This window comes from Shouchella shacheensis (genome assembly GCF_001484965.1).
Classification (GTDB): Bacteria; Bacillota; Bacilli; order Bacillales; family Bacillaceae_D; genus Shouchella; species Shouchella shacheensis.
Genome location: NZ_LLYY01000009.1, coordinates 82,196 through 99,779, shown reverse-complemented (window position 1 = coordinate 99,779; position 17,584 = coordinate 82,196). Strand labels below are relative to the sequence as shown.

13 protein-coding genes are annotated in these 17,584 nt (G+C 51.0%); 12 read left to right on the top strand and 1 reads right to left on the bottom strand.

Annotation, left to right across the window (positions count from 1 at the left end; all coding sequences use genetic code 11):
* Nucleotides 1–15 precede the first annotated feature (15 nt).
* The 6 genes from carB to AVZ68_RS11365 all read left to right on the top strand — a co-directional run bounded on the left by carB (nt 16) and on the right by AVZ68_RS11365 (nt 7,463).
* Nucleotides 16–3,198 (top strand): carbamoyl-phosphate synthase large subunit, encoded by a 3,183-nt coding sequence (gene carB, locus AVZ68_RS11390; RefSeq protein WP_059104681.1) that lies wholly within the window; start codon nt 16–18, stop codon nt 3,196–3,198.
* A gap of 401 nt (nt 3,199–3,599) precedes the next feature.
* Nucleotides 3,600–4,379, top strand: a complete 780-nt coding sequence (locus AVZ68_RS11385) for a dihydroorotate dehydrogenase electron transfer subunit (RefSeq protein WP_059104680.1) — start codon at nt 3,600–3,602, stop codon at nt 4,377–4,379.
* Nucleotides 4,376–5,317 (top strand): dihydroorotate dehydrogenase, encoded by a 942-nt coding sequence (locus AVZ68_RS11380; RefSeq protein WP_059104679.1) that lies wholly within the window; start codon nt 4,376–4,378, stop codon nt 5,315–5,317. Before AVZ68_RS11385 ends, AVZ68_RS11380 begins: the two co-directional genes overlap by 4 nt.
* Nucleotides 5,290–6,009: an orotidine-5'-phosphate decarboxylase gene (gene pyrF / locus AVZ68_RS11375; protein WP_059104678.1), complete on the top strand. Its 720-nt coding sequence runs from the start codon at nt 5,290–5,292 to the stop codon at nt 6,007–6,009. The genes AVZ68_RS11380 and pyrF overlap by 28 nt, the downstream gene beginning before the upstream one ends.
* A complete protein-coding gene (gene pyrE / locus AVZ68_RS11370) occupies nt 6,006–6,638 on the top strand; it encodes an orotate phosphoribosyltransferase (protein WP_059104677.1) in 633 nt (210 codons plus the stop codon). The genes pyrF and pyrE overlap by 4 nt, the downstream gene beginning before the upstream one ends.
* 162 nt (nt 6,639–6,800) lie before the next feature.
* Nucleotides 6,801–7,463, top strand: a complete 663-nt coding sequence (locus tag AVZ68_RS11365) for a class I SAM-dependent methyltransferase (RefSeq protein ID WP_245628118.1) — start codon at nt 6,801–6,803, stop codon at nt 7,461–7,463.
* 372 nt (nt 7,464–7,835) lie between these two features.
* Here AVZ68_RS11365 and AVZ68_RS11355 read toward each other — a convergent pair whose 3' ends face one another.
* Nucleotides 7,836–9,548, bottom strand: a complete 1,713-nt coding sequence (locus AVZ68_RS11355) for an Rqc2 family fibronectin-binding protein (protein ID WP_180316700.1) — start codon at nt 9,546–9,548, stop codon at nt 7,836–7,838.
* A gap of 142 nt (nt 9,549–9,690) precedes the next feature.
* Here AVZ68_RS11355 and AVZ68_RS11350 point away from each other — a divergent pair, with 142 nt between their 5' ends.
* From AVZ68_RS11350 to priA, 6 genes are all read left to right on the top strand, one after another.
* A complete protein-coding gene (locus tag AVZ68_RS11350; protein ID WP_059104673.1) occupies nt 9,691–12,411 on the top strand; it encodes a calcium-translocating P-type ATPase, SERCA-type in 2,721 nt (906 codons plus the stop codon).
* 297 nt (nt 12,412–12,708) lie between these two features.
* Nucleotides 12,709–12,972, top strand: coding sequence for an extracellular matrix/biofilm regulator RemA (remA, locus tag AVZ68_RS11345; protein ID WP_059104672.1), 264 nt, complete (start codon nt 12,709–12,711; stop codon nt 12,970–12,972).
* 34 nt (nt 12,973–13,006) lie between these two features.
* Entirely contained in the window at nt 13,007–13,630 is a 624-nt protein-coding gene (gene gmk / locus AVZ68_RS11340; protein ID WP_059104671.1) for a guanylate kinase, read from the top strand.
* The gene (gene rpoZ, locus AVZ68_RS11335) at nt 13,624–13,839 is read left to right on the top strand and encodes a DNA-directed RNA polymerase subunit omega (RefSeq protein WP_059104670.1); all 216 of its coding nucleotides are present in this window, start codon (nt 13,624–13,626) and stop codon (nt 13,837–13,839) included. Before gmk ends, rpoZ begins: the two co-directional genes overlap by 7 nt.
* A 134-nt stretch (nt 13,840–13,973) precedes the next feature.
* On the top strand, nt 13,974–15,182 hold the full coding sequence (coaBC, locus tag AVZ68_RS11330; protein ID WP_059104750.1) for a bifunctional phosphopantothenoylcysteine decarboxylase/phosphopantothenate--cysteine ligase CoaBC: 1,209 nt from the start codon (nt 13,974–13,976) through the stop codon (nt 15,180–15,182).
* On the top strand, nt 15,179–17,584 hold the full coding sequence (priA, locus tag AVZ68_RS11325) for a primosomal protein N' (protein ID WP_059104669.1): 2,406 nt from the start codon (nt 15,179–15,181) through the stop codon (nt 17,582–17,584). Before coaBC ends, priA begins: the two co-directional genes overlap by 4 nt.

Sequence of the window (17,584 nt, the reverse complement as noted above, 5' to 3'; positions counted from 1 at the left end):
AGGGGAGTGAGGAGAATGGCAAAGCGCACAGATATAAACAAAATCCTTGTCATTGGCTCGGGACCGATTGTGATCGGCCAGGCAGCGGAGTTTGATTATGCTGGAACACAGGCCTGTCAGGCACTGAAAGAAGAGGGCTATGAAGTGATTCTGATCAACTCGAACCCTGCGACAATTATGACCGATACCACTATGGCTGACCGTGTCTATATCGAGCCACTGACACTTGAGTTCGTGAGCCGCATCATTCGCAAGGAACAACCAGACGGGCTTTTGCCAACGCTTGGTGGGCAAACAGGGCTGAACATGGCGCTTGAGCTGAAGAACGCAGGCATTCTTGAACAGTACAACATCGAACTGCTAGGTACAAAGCTTGATGCGATTGAGCAGGCAGAAGACCGCGAACAGTTTCGTGCCCTCATGAACTTGCTAGGGGAGCCTGTCCCCGAAAGTGACATCATTCACAATTTGGAAGAAGCATATCGCTTTGTTGGGCGCATCGACTATCCAGTTATTATTCGCCCGGCCTACACGCTTGGCGGCACAGGTGGCGGCATTGCTTACAATAGTGATGACCTCGCTGAAATCGTGACAAGTGGCCTGAAATACAGCCCAGTGACCCAGTGCTTAATCGAGAAGAGCATTGCCGGCTTTAAAGAGGTAGAGTATGAAGTCATGCGCGATGCTAAAGATGAAGCGATCGTCGTCTGCAACATGGAGAACTTTGATCCAGTCGGGGTGCACACAGGGGACTCGATCGTTTTTGCCCCAAGCCAAACGCTCTCAGATCGAGACTATCAAATGCTACGAAATTCGTCGCTATCCATTATTCGCGCACTAGGCATCGAAGGTGGATGTAACGTCCAATTTGCACTGGACGGAGAAAGCGACCAATACTATATTATCGAAGTCAACCCCCGCGTAAGCCGTTCTTCAGCACTTGCGTCGAAAGCGACGGGCTACCCAATTGCAAAGCTAGCAGCAAAAATTGCTGTCGGCTATAGCTTGGATGAACTGAAAAACCCAGTCACCGGCACAACGTATGCAAGCTTTGAGCCGGCGCTAGACTATGTCGTTTCCAAGATTCCACGCTGGCCTTTTGACAAATTTGAGTCGGCCAACCGCAAGCTTGGGACACAAATGAAGGCGACTGGAGAAGTAATGGCGATCGGCCGCACGCTGGAAGAATCACTTCTTAAGGCTGTGCGCTCCCTCGAAGCAGGTTATGATCACGTGGAGGATGCGAACCTTGAAGCAAAAAGCGCGGACGATTTGCTGAAGAAGATTGCCAAAGCCGACGACGAGCGTTTGTTTGCGCTCGCCGCTCTCCTGCGCAAAGGCGTCGCCGTCGATCAACTCCACGAAACGACAGCAATCGACCGTTTCTTCCTGCAAAAGCTCGAGCGCATTGTCGCTCTTGAAGCAAAAATCGTCGAAGCAAGAACGAATGAAAATATTCTCCATAAATTAAAGCGTGCAGGTTTTGCAGATTCGTATATTGGACGTAAGTGGGAAACGGATGAAAAAGCGGTATACGAGCTACGTCAAGCGGCAGGCGTTAATCCCGTATACAAAATGGTGGACACCTGCGCTGCTGAATTTGAGTCAACAACGCCGTATTACTACGGGACGTATGAACAGGAAAACGAGTCATTCAAAACAGACAAGGAAAGCATTCTTGTGCTAGGGTCCGGTCCGATTCGCATCGGTCAAGGGATTGAATTTGATTATGCAACGGTTCACACCGTATGGGCAATCAAAGAAGCTGGCTACGAAGCGATCATTATGAATAACAATCCAGAGACGGTTTCTACAGACTTTTCGACGTCCGACAAGCTCTATTTTGAGCCGCTGACGGTGGAAGATGTGATGAACGTCGTGAGCATAGAGCAGCCCAAAGGCGTCATCGTACAATTCGGCGGGCAAACGGCGATTAACTTAGCAGCAGAGCTAGCCGAGCGTGGCGTTCACATAATCGGTACCAGCCTCGAGGCCATGGATCGTGCTGAGGACCGTGATAAATTTGAACAAGCGCTAATGAAGCTGGAGATCCCGCAACCGCTTGGAAAAACAGCGACCTCTGTAGACGGGGCGGTCACCATTGCCCGGGAAATCGGCTACCCTGTGCTTGTTCGCCCTTCCTATGTCTTAGGCGGACGTGCGATGGAAATTGTTTATCATGAAGAAGAGCTGCTTCACTATATGCAAACAGCGGTAAAAGTGAATCCGAAACATCCCGTGCTGATTGATCGCTACTTAATCGGGAAAGAGCTTGAAGTCGATGCGATTTGCGACGGAGAGGATGTTTATATTCCCGGCATCATGGAGCATATCGAACGCGCGGGCGTTCACTCCGGTGATTCAATCGCTGTTTATCCACCGCAAACGGTGCCAGATGAAATCAAGGAACGCTTAATTGAGCGCACGATTAAGCTTGCAAGAGGGCTGAACATCGTCGGACTGTTGAACATCCAGTTTGTCTGGCACAAGGACGAGGTTTACGTGCTCGAAGTCAATCCGCGCTCAAGCCGGACCGTTCCGTTCCTCAGCAAAATTACGGGGGTGCCCATGGCCAATCTCGCTACGAAAGTCATGCTCGGTGAAACGTTGAAAGGGCTTGGCTACGGAAGTGGCTATCACCCAGAGAGCGAGGATGTTTCTGTTAAAGTACCGGTGTTCTCTTTTGCCAAACTGCGGCGCGTCGACATCTCCCTCGGACCAGAAATGAAGTCGACCGGGGAAGTAATGGGGCGAGACAAGACGTTAGAAAAAGCTTTGTACAAAGGGCTGGTTGCTTCCGGCATGAATATTCCAACGCATGGGACGGCGCTTTTTACCGTTGCCAACAAGGACAAGGAGGAAGCGGTCGACATTGCCCGTCGCTTCCATCAGATTGGCTACAGCATCATGGCCACATCAGGGACAGCGACCGCACTCATAAAAGCAGGCATTCCTGTCACGATCGTCAATAAAATCAACGAAGGGCAGCCGCACCTCCTCGACACGATTCGTCAGGGAGACGCGCATTTTGTCATCAATACGCTTACCCGCGGCAAGCAGCCCGCCCGCGATGGCTTCCGCATCCGTCGCGAATCTGTGGAAAACGGCGTCGTTTGCCTCACGTCGATTGATACCGCAGATGCTTTGCTACGGGTGATGGAGTCGATCACCTTTGCGGCGGACAGCATGCCAACATGAAAAGCGGAGGTGCCCTGCTTACGAGCGACAAGTTCTGGAAGAACGGTAGTATCAAGCCCGAACTTGGCTTGATCTAGCGGTCTGAAGAAACCTCGAGCGAGTGGGGACCGGAGCTAGATCGGATGAAAAGCGGAGGCGGGATGGCCAGACGCGAGGATTTTGGCCGACCAAAACGCCCGTCACGAGAGGAGCGCCAATCCCGTCCGAAGGGGGTTAACTCCCCAGGATTCTGTCCTATTAACAAGTAACTGGAGCACCCATCTAACTAGTGGGGAACGGACGGATAGCCATAGAAGTTAAAGTGGAGCTCATTCTTCAATGGAAGAATCGATTCTCCGAGATTTCAACGGTGATTTTAACTCCGAGAGTTGAGTGAACAACGAAAAAGAGGAGGCGCTTAGGTGAATAAAAAACAAGCACAGCTGATCGTTGTACACCAAAACGAGATTGCTAATGCAAGCTACGAGCTGACGCTTGCCGGGGATCTTGTCGAGCAGATGACGTCTCCCGGGCAGTTTCTCCATGTTCGTGTCGATCACAGAGAAGATTTGTTGCTAAGACGTCCAATTAGTATTGCGGATGTTAACATAGAGAAAAACGAAGTGACTATGATCTATCGCGCAGGGGGAGCAGGCACGAATCGTCTCGCACAGCGAACGGAGGGAGACCCTGTTGATGTGTTAGGCCCACTCGGTCAAGGGTTTCCGTTAGAAGAAGCGAGAGCTGGCGAGACGGCACTCCTTGTTGGGGGAGGGATTGGTGTGCCCCCGCTTTACTACGCGGCAAAGGAGCTTGCTAAGCGAGGCGTGCATGTGATTGCCGTTCTTGGGTTTGCCTCAAGCGCTGACGTTTTTTATGAGGAGAAGTTCCGGGAGTTAGGAGAGGTCTATGTTACGACGGTGGACGGGACGCGCGGCACGCACGGTTTTGTCACGAATGCGATCGATGAGCAAGTGTTGGACTTCGACGTGCTCTACTCCTGTGGGCCAACGCCGATGCTAAAAGTGATGACGGAGCGTTACCGTGGCCGCCGAGCGTTTATCTCGCTTGAGGAGCGAATGGGTTGCGGCATCGGTGCCTGTTTCGCCTGCGTCTGCCATTTGGAAGGCGGGGCGGAGCACGAATACCGGAAAATCTGCACAGATGGGCCCGTGTTTCCAGTTGGAGAGGTGGTCTTATGAGTATGTTACACGTTAGCCTTCCAGGATTAGATATGAAAAATCCGGTGATGCCCGCCTCCGGCTGTTTTGGTTTTGGAAAAGAATATGCGGGCTTTTATGACCTCGATCTTCTAGGGGCGATTGCCATCAAAGCAACAACACCTGTACCGCGTTATGGAAACTCGACGCCGCGCGTGGCGGAAACAAAGGCAGGGATGCTCAATGCGATTGGGCTGCAAAATCCCGGTTTGGCAGGTGTTATCACCAATGAACTGCCGCGCTTTGATGTCTATCAGGTGCCGATTCTCGCCAATATTGCAGGTTCAACAATGGAAGACTATATCGAAGTCGCTGACCGTTTATCAAAGGAGGAGAATGTCTCGGCGCTTGAGCTAAACATCTCTTGCCCGAATGTGAAGCAGGGCGGGATCGCCTTTGGCACGATTCCTGAAATCGCCGCCGAGCTTACACAAGAGGTAAAGGCGGTTTCAAACGTGCCTGTCTATGTCAAATTATCGCCAAATGTCGCGGACATTGTGGCCATGGCTAAGGCCGTGGAAGGTGCGGGGGCGGATGGGCTGTCGATGATCAACACGCTTCTAGGGATGCGCATTGATACGAAAACACGCCAGCCTGTGCTTTCCAATCAGTACGGAGGTCTTTCGGGGCCAGCGATTAAACCGGTGGCGCTGCGAATGATTCACCAGGTAAGCCAGCAAGTGGAGATTCCAATTATCGGCATGGGCGGTGTGCAAACGGCCGAGGACGTAATGGAGTTTGTGCTAGCTGGAGCGAGCGCAGTGGCTGTAGGTACGGCTAATTTCGTTGATCCCTACGTCTGCCCGACGATTGTCGAGGAATTGCCAGACTGCCTTGCGTACATGGAAGTAGATGCCATTTCGAAACTTATCGGAGGGAGCTGGAAGTCATCATGCGACACCCATTCTTTATTGCGTTAGATTTTGATAGCCGTAAAAAGCGCCGACTTTTTCTTGAATCATTTACAGGCGAGAAAATCGATATCAAAGTGGGCATGGAGCTTTTTTACCGGGAAGGTCTCTCGGTGATTGAAGAGTTGAAAACGGCAGGGCACGGGATTTTTCTCGACTTGAAGCTCCATGATATCCCGAACACCGTAAAGCGAACGATGCGAGCTCTTGCTGAGCTTGAAGTGGATATTATAAACGTTCATGCGGCTGGAGGGCAGGCAATGCTTGAAGCAGCTGTAGAAGGACTGAGCGCCGGCACTCGTCCAGGAATAGCTCGTCCGCATGCGATCGCTGTAACGCAGTTGACGAGTACGAGCCAGACGGTGCTAGAAGAAGAACTCTTGATCAAGCGTCCGCTGGAAGAAGTGGTGGTCGATTACGCGAGCCTTGCGAAGCGGAGCGGGTTGGACGGTGTCGTCTGCGCGGCGGGGGAGGTACCGGTGATCCACAAAGCGTGCGGCCCCGATTTTCTCACCGTAACGCCAGGAATTCGTAGAAAAGAAGACGACACCGGCGATCAGCATCGAGTCGTTACACCAGGTAGAGCAAGAGAATTAGGCAGCTGGGGGATTGTCGTAGGCCGAAGCGTGACAAACGCCGATGATCCATTTGGCGTCTATAAAGAAATGAACGACGAATGGGAAGGGGTCTTAAGCCGATGAGTGAAAACATAGCCAATCATTTGCTTGAAATTGGAGCTGTCAGCCTTTCGCCAAGTAACCCATATACATGGAGCTCGGGCATGAAGTCACCCATTTACTGTGACAATCGCCTCACCCTTTCTTACCCGCATGTACGAAAGGAAATTGCCGCAGGATTAGTAGCGCTCATTCGAGAGCATGCCCCTGAAGCAGAAGTAATTGCTGGTACGGCGACGGCAGGAATCCCGCATGCAGCTCTAGTCGCTGAGGAGCTAGAGTTGCCGATGATCTATGTGCGCGGAAGTGCAAAAGGTCACGGGAAGCAGAATTTGATAGAAGGGAAAATTGAAGAAGGCCAAAAAGTGGTCGTGATGGAGGACCTGATTTCTACAGGCGGCAGTTCAATTGCCTGTGCGAAGGCGTTGCGTGAAGCGAGAGCTGTGCCTTTGCTTGTAGCGGCGATCTTTTCTTATGAGCTCGAGAAAGGAAAGGAAAATTTCAAGAACGCTGAACTTCCGTTGCAGGTGCTAACCACCTATCAGGCGCTTGTAACTGTCGCAAAAGAACGTGGAACGATTAGCGAGAAGGAGCAAGCGAAACTCACAGCTTGGCGGGAGCACCCTGAAAGCGAAGCGTGGATGGCGGTTTAAAAAAGGGGCAGATAGATTGGTCAGAAGGCTGTCTGCGATATGGATGACTTTGGCACGTTCTCGTTTTCACGGGGAGGGTATCAGAAGAACACAAATTTAGATTCGGGGGCTCGACCTACCGCAGTTAAATGAACGGAGAGGAGGCATTGTGCATTGCGAAAAATGACTGGAGAAGAGTTTGATGACATGGTGCTTTTCTTTGATGCGATGGCGCAAACGAAATGGCTTAGTTCTATCCATGAGCAGTTGAAAAAGCTTTCCGGTAGCTGGCATGAGAAGAATGTGCTCGATGTCGGCTGTGGGACGGGGCGATTGCTTACGCGAGGGACAGCAGAAGCCGCGACGCTTACCGGGGTGGATTTATCGAGTGAGATGATTCGCTTTGCGACGAGGCTGTTTTCCGAGAGCGTCGGTGGGGCAGAGGTACATATCGAGGTCGGAGACGCCACAGCGCTGCCCTTTGCTGAGCAATCTTTTGACGTGGCGCTTTCCACCTGTGTTCTCTTTCTGTTGCCAAAGCCGGAGGAGGGCATTCGTGAGATAAGCCGTGTTCTTCGCAATGGGGGAACGCTAGCGCTCTTGAATCCAGGGGAGAGAATGGAGGCGGAACGTGCGCGTTCCTATGCAGATGCCCATGGGATGAAGGGTTTTGAACGAGAGTCGCTGCTCAAATGGGCCAATGTCTCCACTAGACGGCATCGCTACGATGTAACAGCCCTTAATTCTCTTCTCGCAGAGGAAGGTCTTACGCCCGTCTCCCACGAGACTGTTCTTGACGGACTAGGCTACATAACCATGGCAACGAAACAAGCATCGCCAGTGTAGCTGGAGGTGCTTGTTGTCTAACTGCGGCGGCTAGAAGTGTCGAGATTTTTCGCCCTGACAACGAAATCCAAGGGCGGGATTTCGGGTATAGACCTTCCAAAATCCTCGCTTCTGTTCGACGCGCCTGCGCTTTTCGGTTCAGTCCGTCGTTGAAGTTTAAAGGCGGTGTTTCACCCCGAACTTATTGACGAGGTGAGGTACGGCGCAAGAGGATAGCCATACGGCTAACAAGAACAGAAATACGACTCTCGTCGCCTGCCCTCTGATGCTCGTGGTCTCCACGCTCACAGGTCTTCTCTTTGTTCGCCCTACCTTCATTTTCGCATAGGAAAAAGCTCCGCCTTCACTAAAAAGGCGGAGCTTTTTCATCGTCTACTTCTGAGCCCGAAGTGCAAGCACAGTATCTTCTTTCGGCGTCACAAACAGCGTGGTTTGTTGATCGTAGGTGACATAGCCAGGCTTGGCGCCGTTTGGCTTCTTGACGTGACGGATTTTCGTATAGTCCACGGGCACCGACTGGGACTGACGGGCTTTGGAGAAGTAGGCGGCGACTAGGGCCGCCTCTGCAAGCGTCGTTTCATCCGGGTTTGTGTCTCGAATGACCACATGGGAGCCAGGGATGTCTTTGGTATGAAGCCAAATCTCGTCCTGGCGTGCCAGGCGATTGGTGACATATTCGTTCTGGCGATTGTTTTTGCCGACGAGGAAACTAGTGCCTGTGCTCGATGTGTAAGCCTCAAGCTGGGGCTTATCTGGTTGCTTTTTCTTTTTCTTGCCTGTTTGCTGCCGGCGACGGATGTACCCTTCTTCTACCAGTTCCTCGCGAATGCCCTCAATATCGCGGGATGAGGCGGATTCCATTTGTTGAAGGAGGGATTCTAAATACTGAAGTTCGACTTCTGTCTTTTCAAGCTGTCGCTGAACCTCAACGCGGGCGGTTTTCGCTTTTTGGTATTGTTTGAAATACGCTTGAGCGTTTTCCGCCGCGGTTTTTTGTGGGTCGAGCTTGATCGTGAGAGTTCCTCCCTCTTCCTCATAGTAATCATACACCTCAACAGATTCGTCGCCACGCCCAACCAGGTGCATGTGTGCCGTCAACAGCTCCCCAAGCTTTTGATAGGCTCCTGCTTCGTCTGCACTGGAGAGCGTCGCTTCAAGCTTTTTGCGCTTGCGCTTGTTTTTCTGGTATTCGCTTTTTAGAAGCCGTTCCAAATCAAAGGCTTGCTGTTTTACTCGATCGCGCTCGGCTTTCCCGTAGTAAAAACGATCAAGCATCGGGCTTGGTGTTTCGTATGTGTGCCTCTCGCCATCTTTATACGAGAGATGGATCACGGAAAAGAATTCTTTCTTCCCAAGAACAAGCTCGGGCGTGTACTGATGCTCGGCGACTTGGCGTGCCACTTCGAGGAAGGCTTCTGGCAAGGTATCTTTATTTGCCATTCCCGCGCGATGGACGACTTCGCTGGCTACGAGCGGAGAAAGACCTGAAAATGTTGCAACAAGCTGGCGGTCTAGTTTCCCAGCATTAAAGTCGACGGCCCTCAAGACGTCCTCTTTCGTCGCTGTGAGCAGATCACGCTTATGCTGCTCCGGCGGTCTTTTGTAAGGCTGACCGGGGCCAACTGTGCGGTAGCTGCTTTGATCGAAGCGGACATGCTTGATGCTATCGATGACAACGCCTGTCTTTGAATCCATGAGAATGATATTGCTGTGTCGCCCCATGATCTCAATAATGAGCTGCTTTTCCGTTGTATCACCGAGCTCATCTTTGTTTCGGACTCTAACAGTGATGATACGGTCCATGTCGCTCTGTTCGATGCTGTGGACAAATCCCCCTTCGAGGTGTTTCCGTAGCAGCATGCAAAACATGGGAGGCTCCGCAGGATTCTGGTATTTTTCAGAGGTCAAATGAGCTCTGGCAAAAGTAGCATTGGCGGAGAGAAGGAGGGGGTGGTTGGTTCCTTTTGCTCGAACGGTGAGCACCAGTTCGGTCTTAAAGGGCTGGTAAATTTTGTTGACGCGTCCCCCAACGAGTGTCTGAAGCTCGCGGGTGACCGCTCTTGTCATGATTCCGTCATAAGACATGTTTGTCACCTCTAACTGATTTCCTCGCGTGTACTTTCACGAGTATAGCATGTTTTTGGGACTAGCTGAATAAGATGGCTTGTATAACGAGTACGTTTCCTACTAGGAGGCCAAGCAAAGACGTGAAAAATGGGGTGGCAGGATGAACTGGTACAGTATGAAGCCAGAAGAAGTGGAATACAAAACAAACTCGAGTGTAGGGAATGGGCTCAATGACAAGAACGTCCAGAAGCGCCTGAAAACGTACGGGTCCAACAAGCTGAAGGAACCGCCTCGGGCTTCTGCGCTCCTCACTTTTCTGGGGCAGTTTAAAGACTTCATGGTTCTTGTTCTGCTTGCAGCGACACTGATTTCTGGGCTTATCGGGGAATTTCTTGACGCGATTACGATCATGTGTATCGTCGTACTGAACGGGGTGCTCGGGTTTTTCCAGGAACGGAAAGCCGAGAAGTCGCTGGATGCGTTAAAAGAACTCTCAGCCCCTCAAATGAACGTGTTAAGAAACGGAGAATGGGTGCGTGTTCCCTCTATAGACGTTGTTCCGGGCGATGTCGTGAAAATTTCTGCCGGGGACAGGGTTGGAGCGGACCTGCGACTGATGCAAGCGTCTGGGCTTCGCATTGATGAAGCATCGCTCACAGGCGAGTCGGTTCCAGTGCATAAGCATGACCAGGCCATTGCAGCGACGGACATTCAGCTCGGAGACCAAGAGAATATGGCCTTTATGGGGACGATGGTCACGCAAGGTAGTGGGATCGGACTTGTGATTGGGACGGGCATGAAAACGGAGATGGGAAAGATTGCCCATCTCCTGCAAGAAACGGAGACGCTCGTGACTCCGCTGCAACGGAGACTTGAGCAGTTAGGAAAAACGCTGATCACGGTGGCTTTGCTCCTAACCGCGCTCGTCGTCGTGATTGGGCTTTTGCAGGGCCACGATTTGCATACGATGTTTATTTCAGGGGTATCGCTCGCCGTAGCAGCCATTCCAGAAGGGCTTCCGGCTATTGTGACCGTCGCTCTTGCCTTGGGCGTTCAGCGAATGATCAAACGAAAAGGGATTGTCCGTAAGCTTCCAGCTGTAGAGACACTCGGCTGCGCTTCCGTCATTTGTTCAGATAAAACAGGGACATTGACCGAAAACAAAATGACCGTTACGACTCTCTGGACAGAAGGACAAACGTGGAATGTGAGTGGCTCGGGCTATGAGATGGAAGGGAGCTTCACCCATGAAGGCAAGGACGTGTCCCCAGCAAAACATCGTGGGATGAGCCGATTGCTAAGCTACGGAGCTCTTTGCAGCAATGCGACCTTACGAGAAGCGCCCGAGAAAAAAGGGTTGCTCAAGAAAAAAGAAACGGCGTACATCCTAGACGGCGACCCAACGGAAGGGGCGTTAGTGGTTGCGGCTACAAAAGCAGGGTTTAGCCGGGAAGGCTTGGAAGAAACCTATCGCCGCGTGGAAGAGTTCCCGTTTGATTCCACTCGGAAAATGATGAGCGTTGTTGTTTGTGACGATGCGGGGCGAAGCTATGTGATTACAAAGGGAGCGCCTGATGTCATTGTTGCCCGCTGTCAAACGGTGGCGACAGAGGGACGGCATGAAGCACTCACTCCAAAAAAACGGGAGGGGATTCATCAAGCAGTGGAGGGAATGGCAGGCAAAGCACTGCGGACGCTAGCCATTGCGTATCGACCGCTTGCAAAGGGAGAGACGTGCACGACAGCGTCGGAGGCTGAGCGCGGGCTAACGTTTGTAGGAATTCATGGCATGATCGATCCGCCAAGGGAAGAAGCGCGTACGGCCATTGCTGAATGCCGAGAGGCCGGGATTAAGACGATCATGATTACAGGAGACCACCAAGTAACAGCAGCAGCGATTGCGCGTGACCTCTCCATTTTACCAGAAGGTGGAAAGGTGATTGATGGGGGGGCACTCAGCCGGATGAGTGTGACCGACTTAGAGGAAGACGTCGACAACATCTATGTCTATGCACGTGTTTCACCGGAGCACAAGCTTAAAATTGTGCAAGCTTTGCAACGGAAGGACCATATTGTCGCTATGACTGGCGATGGGGTCAATGATGCACCAGCAATTAAGGCGGCCAATATCGGCGTTGCTATGGGAATGACGGGGACTGATGTCGCAAAAGAAGCCTCCTCGCTTGTGCTTGCGGACGACAATTTTCTCACGATTAAGGAAGCAATTAAAGAAGGGCGGAACATTTACGAGAATATCCGTAAATTCATTCGCTACATGATGGCTTCCAACGTCGGTGAAATTCTCGTAATGCTTTTCGCGATGATTCTAGGTATGCCGCTCCCGCTTGTAGCAATTCAGATCCTATGGATCAATCTCGTTACGGACGGTCTTCCTGCAGTGGCGCTTGGTATGGACCGAGCCGAGGGGGATGTGATGAAACGCAAGCCTCGTAGTCCAGATGAAGGGGTTTTTGCTAGGGGGCTTGCCTGGAAGATCATAAGTCGAGGCTTCATGATTGGTGTAGTCACCATCGTAGCTTTTGCCCTGACCTATCAAAATCATCCACCAAACTTAGCACTTGCTCAGACCGTTGCTTTTCTTACGCTAGTCATGGCTCAATTGATACACGTATTCGATTGCCGGAGCGAGTACTCCATCTACCATCGGAACTTATTTGGAAATCTTTACTTAGTTGGGGCCGTGGTCATTTCTATTCTGCTCATGCTAGCCGTAATCTACTTGCCGCAGCTGCAGCCAGTGTTCCATACAGTTCCACTCAATGTGCGTGAATGGCTTCTTGTTCTTGGTATGGCGGCAATCCCAACCGTTGTGCTTGGTGGGTTTCAGCTTTTCCGTCCTACGGCAACGAACCGTTCCTAACGACAAAGATCAATTCGGTCCTTCAGCCGGGTTGGTCTTTTTGTCTAGCTGCGGCGGGTAAGAGCTCGAGATTTTGGGCGACCCCCCTGCGCCTCTCGGATTTAGCAGAAGCGAGATCATTTTTGATTCGCTACTTGTTGCAAAAGCGAAATTCCGGTACAATTAAATACTGGATGAGTGTTTTCCTTGCCATTCTGATCATGAGTGACGCAAGTTCGTATAGAGAACGAAAGATCTGGTATAATGGGTATTACGAGAGGAACGAGGAGCGACCGACCTTAGACTGGGGGAACAATTATGAGCATTAAATTAATTAATATTGGGTTCGGAAACATCGTATCAGCCAATCGGATTATCTCGATTGTTAGTCCAGAATCTGCGCCAATTAAACGGATTATGCAAGAGGCGCGTGATCGAAACATGCTTGTTGATGCTACATATGGTAGACGAACGCGTGCAGTGATTGTCACAGACAGCGATCATGTCATCTTGAGCGCTGTTCAGCCAGAAACCGTGGCACAGCGCTTGTCAACAAAAGATGAAAATGGGGAAGAGGATTAAATAAGGTCAGCATTAAGTGGAGGTTGAAAGGTTAATGAAAAAAGAGAAAGGCTTGCTTATCGTTTTATCTGGGCCGGCTGGCGTAGGTAAGGGCACGGTTTGTGGGGCGCTCAGGAAGCAAGATACCGACATTCAGTATTCGGTTTCGGCGACGACGCGAAAACCGCGCGAAGGCGAAAAGCACGGAGTGAACTATTTTTTTAAAACGCGCGATGAATTTGAAGCCATGATTGCCACAAATGGCCTGCTAGAATGGGCGGAGTACGTGGGCAACTATTACGGAACGCCGATGGACTACGTGCAGGAGACGATGGAAGCAGGCAGGGACATCATACTTGAAATTGAAGTGCAGGGCGCGCAAAAGGTGCGCAAAGCCTTTCCAGATGGAGTTTTCATTTTCCTTGCTCCTCCAAGTTTACAAGAGTTACGCGAGAGAATCGTTGGCCGTGGAACGGAGACCGAGGACGTGATTAATGAGCGGATGACGGTCGCCAGAGAAGAAATTGAGTTGATGAAAATGTATGATTATGTGGTCGAAAACGATCAAGTGGAGCACGCCGTTGAGCGGATTAAATCCATTGTAACGGCAGAACACTGTAAGCGTGAACGGTTAATCGAAAAATATAAAGAGCTAGCGGAGGTTGAAAAGGAATGTTAAACCCTTCTATTGATAATTTGCTTGAAAAACTGGATTCCAAGTATTCGCTTGTAATGATTTCGGCAAGGCGGGCCCGTGAGATGCGCGACGAACCAACCCGTGAGCCTCTTGTTGAGAATTCAAACTCTAGCAAGTTCGTTGGCAAAGCCTTAGAAGAAATTTTAAGTGATCAGCTAACGTACGCAGGTAATAAGGACAAAGAAGAATAAGTCATGGTCGGCTGTCTCCTTAAACAGATAGCACTTGGACGAGCTTGCTCTCCTCAAGTGCGCGAGGGAAGGCAGCCTTTTTTGCGGTTTATAAAAGGAGAAGAAGGTAGAGACACATGGGAGGAGAGAAACTCATGCTTTCTAATAAAACCATCGTGGTTGGAGTGAGTGGAGGAATTGCAGCGTTTAAAGCAGCGGCTCTTGTCAGCAAACTCACGCAGGCCGGAGCAAACGTGCATGTGGTCATGACGGAAGCGGCAACGAAATTTGTTACGCCACTTACCTTTCAAGCGCTTGCCCGCAACCCTGTTTACACGGACACATTCACAGAGCCTGATCCAACGAAGATCGCTCACATCGATACAGCTGATCAAGCGGATCTCGTTTTGATTGCCCCGGCAAGTGCCAATTCGCTTGCCAAACTCGCGCATGGCATTGCTGATAATATGCTGACGACGCTTGTGCTTGCCACGCAGGCGCCAGTGATCCTTGCGCCGACAATGAATGTGAACATGTATGAACATCCTTCTGTACAGAAAAACCTTAAGACGCTCGAGGAGTATGGCTACCGTCTGGTCGAACCAGGTGCCGGATTTCTTGCCTGCGGGTGGATAGGCAAAGGACGCATGGCCGAGCCGGAGGAACTGGTGGAAGCGGCGGAGGCGACTCTTGCGGAGAAGACGAGCCTTGTCGGAAAGCGCGTGCTTGTGACGGCCGGGCCGACAAGAGAGCCAATCGACCCTGTGCGTTATTTTACAAACTATTCATCGGGAAAAATGGGCTACGCACTGGCACGGGAAGCGATGCTGCGCGGAGCGAATGTGACGCTTGTAACAGGACCGACAGCGCTAAGCGTTCCACCAGGGGTAGACGTTATCGATGTGGTCACGAGTCAGGAAATGTACGAGGCTGTGACGACTCTTTATGAGCATGTTGACGTTGTCGTTAAAGCGGCGGCTGTCGCAGACTATCGGCCCGTCAAGACCTATGAGCAAAAACGGAAAAAAAATCAGGAGAGCTGGTCCGTAGAGCTTGAGGCTACTACAGACATTTTGCAGATGCTTGGACGCACAAAGCAAAAGCAGGTTCTTGTAGGCTTTGCTGCTGAATCTGAGGATCTTAAGCGTTATGCACTGGACAAAATGGAACGCAAATCTCTTGATCTCATTGTGGCCAATGACATCACCGCAGCAGGGGCTGGATTCGATGGAGATACAAACATCGTCTCGATTTTCACCCGAGACGGCAGGCACGAGGAGCACTCAGAAAAATCGAAAACAGAGGTGGCGAGCCATGTTCTTGATGCGATTGAGGCGTATGGAAAGCGGAGTGGGCATTTGTGATCGCCCAAGTGGTCGTGGATGTTCCTTCGGCTCAGACCGACCGCCTGTTTGATTACGAAGTGCCGAGCCGATGGCAAGCATTCGCCAAGCCAGGTGTGCGTGTGATTGTTCCATTTGGTCCTCGTCACATTCAGGGCTTTGTTCTCAGCATGGCGACGAACACCGACCTAAAAAAGCTTAAGCCATTAACTGAAGTGCTCGACCCAGTGCCAGTCTTAACCGAAGAGCTTCTTCGTTTAGGAAAGTGGATGGCTGACTCAACCGTGTGCTTTCAGATTACAGCTTTTCAAGCAATGCTCCCCGCTGCTTTGAAAGCAAAGGTAACAAAGGAGCTTCATCTGCTCGTGGATAAACGCAAGCTCCCTTTGCCTTTGCAGACGCTTTTTGCAGACAAAACGTTTTGTACATGGGAGTTGGCTAAAGAACATTTAGGAAGAGATTTGCCACTTGTAGGGGAAGCGCTTGATGCCCATCTCCTTTCTGTTACACATAAAGTGAAAGAACAGGGATCAAAGAAAACAGAGAAGCGCGTGCGTCTAGCAAAGAATGACCTGGGCGATTTGTTGAGGCAGCTCCCTGCCCGAGCGGCTAAGCAAAAGGAGGTTCTGGCCTACATTGCCAAACAAGGCGAAGCTGTGCCGACAAAGCGGGTTGTTGAAGTGCTCGGTACTACGCGAGCGACTATCAAACCGCTCCTTGATAAGGGACTTGTGGTTGAAACGAAGGAAGAAGTCTACCGCGACCCTATGGCAGGGCAAACGATTGAGCGAACAGAGGAGCTGCTGTTGACAGATAAGCAGTCGGAAGTCATGACTCCGATTCTACAGGCGGTAGGCGAAAGTCGACATGAGGCCATGCTCCTTCACGGCGTGACGGGGAGCGGAAAAACAGAGATCTACTTGCAGGCGATTGCTGCCGTTCTTGCGAAGAATCAAGAAGCCATTGTTCTTGTACCCGAGATCTCCCTGACTCCGCAAATGGTCACACGGTTTAAAGCTCGCTTCGGTGCCCTTGTCGCCGTGATGCACTCCGGTCTTTCCGCCGGGGAGAAATACGACGAGTGGCGCAAAATTCATCGAAAAGAAGTTAAGGTGGTGGTCGGTGCTCGCTCAGCGGTTTTTGCTCCTTTCACAAATGTCGGCCTTATCATCATTGACGAAGAGCATGAGACGACCTATAAGCAGGAGGAAGCACCGCGCTACCACACGCGGGATGTGGCCCTTTTTCGTGGAGAGCACCATCAGGCGCCGGTCATCCTTGGAAGTGCCACTCCGTCAATTGAATCGTACGCTCGGGCCAAAAAAGGGGTCTATACCCTGCTGTCCCTGACCGAACGTGTGAATGCAAGACCCCTACCAGACGTAGAGGTTGTTGATATGCGAGAGGAATTACGTTACGGGAACCGCTCGATGTTCTCATCTTCTCTTCTCGAAAAATTAAAGGGACGCATAGAAAACGGCGAGCAAAGTGTTCTTTTCTTAAATCGCAGAGGGTATTCCACGTTTGTGATGTGTCGTGATTGTGGGTATGTTGCCAGTTGCCCGCACTGCGACATCTCCTATACGTATCATCGTGCCGGACATTCGTTGAAATGTCATTACTGCGGCGATGAACAGCCAATGCCAAACGTATGCGCAGAATGCGGGAGCGAACATATTCGCTTTTTTGGTTCAGGGACGCAGAAGGTAGAGGAAGAGCTGGCGAAGGTGCTGCCGGAAGCACGAGTGATTCGTATGGATGTGGACACAACGCGAAAAAAAGGCGCGCATCAGCGTCTGCTTGATACGTTTGGGGCCGGAGGAGCGGACATCCTCTTAGGGACGCAAATGATTGCCAAAGGGCTAGACTTCCCCAATATTACGCTTGTCGGCGTGCTTGCGGCAGACACGATGCTTCACATTCCAGATTTTCGTTCGGCAGAGCGCACCTTTCAGCTTCTGGAGCAAGTGGCTGGTCGTGCGGGACGAGATGAGCGCAGTGGGGAAGTGGTTGTGCAAACGTACACGCCCGAACATTACAGCATTCAGCTTGTGAAAGATCATAATTATGAACAATTTTTTGCAACAGAAATGCAGACAAGAAAGCAGGGGGGGTATCCTCCTTATTACTTCATGGCTCTTGTGACCATTTCTGATACAGAACTGCCAAAAGTGATTCAAGCCGCTGGCAAAATTGCCGATTTCTTTAAGACCACTTTCTCAGAAGGAACGATTGTGCTTGGTCCCGTCGTCTCGCCGATCGCTCGCATCAAAGATAGATATCGCTATCAATGCGTGATAAAATACAGGCATGAACCGAGACTTCATGAAGCCTTAACGACGATTATGCAGCATTATTTGCGAGATTCACGCAACAAACAGCTGCAAATAAGTATGGATGTACATCCGTACTTTTTTATGTAA

Excerpts from the sequence above, each read along its gene's own strand:
- carB (WP_059104681.1), top strand. The coding sequence starts at position 16 with ATGGCAAAGCGCACAGATATAAACAAAATCCTTGTCATTGGCTCGGGA.
- AVZ68_RS11380 (WP_059104679.1), top strand. The coding sequence starts at position 4,376 with ATGAGTATGTTACACGTTAGCCTTCCAGGATTAGATATGAAAAATCCG.
- pyrF (WP_059104678.1), top strand. The coding sequence starts at position 5,290 with ATGCGACACCCATTCTTTATTGCGTTAGATTTTGATAGCCGTAAAAAG.
- pyrE (WP_059104677.1), top strand. The coding sequence starts at position 6,006 with ATGAGTGAAAACATAGCCAATCATTTGCTTGAAATTGGAGCTGTCAGC.
- AVZ68_RS11365 (WP_245628118.1), top strand. The coding sequence starts at position 6,801 with ATGACTGGAGAAGAGTTTGATGACATGGTGCTTTTCTTTGATGCGATG.
- AVZ68_RS11355 (WP_180316700.1), bottom strand. The coding sequence starts at position 9,548 with ATGTCTTATGACGGAATCATGACAAGAGCGGTCACCCGCGAGCTTCAG.
- AVZ68_RS11350 (WP_059104673.1), top strand. The coding sequence starts at position 9,691 with ATGAACTGGTACAGTATGAAGCCAGAAGAAGTGGAATACAAAACAAAC.
- remA (WP_059104672.1), top strand. The coding sequence starts at position 12,709 with ATGAGCATTAAATTAATTAATATTGGGTTCGGAAACATCGTATCAGCC.
- gmk (WP_059104671.1), top strand. The coding sequence starts at position 13,007 with ATGAAAAAAGAGAAAGGCTTGCTTATCGTTTTATCTGGGCCGGCTGGC.
- rpoZ (WP_059104670.1), top strand. The coding sequence starts at position 13,624 with ATGTTAAACCCTTCTATTGATAATTTGCTTGAAAAACTGGATTCCAAG.
- coaBC (WP_059104750.1), top strand. The coding sequence starts at position 13,974 with ATGCTTTCTAATAAAACCATCGTGGTTGGAGTGAGTGGAGGAATTGCA.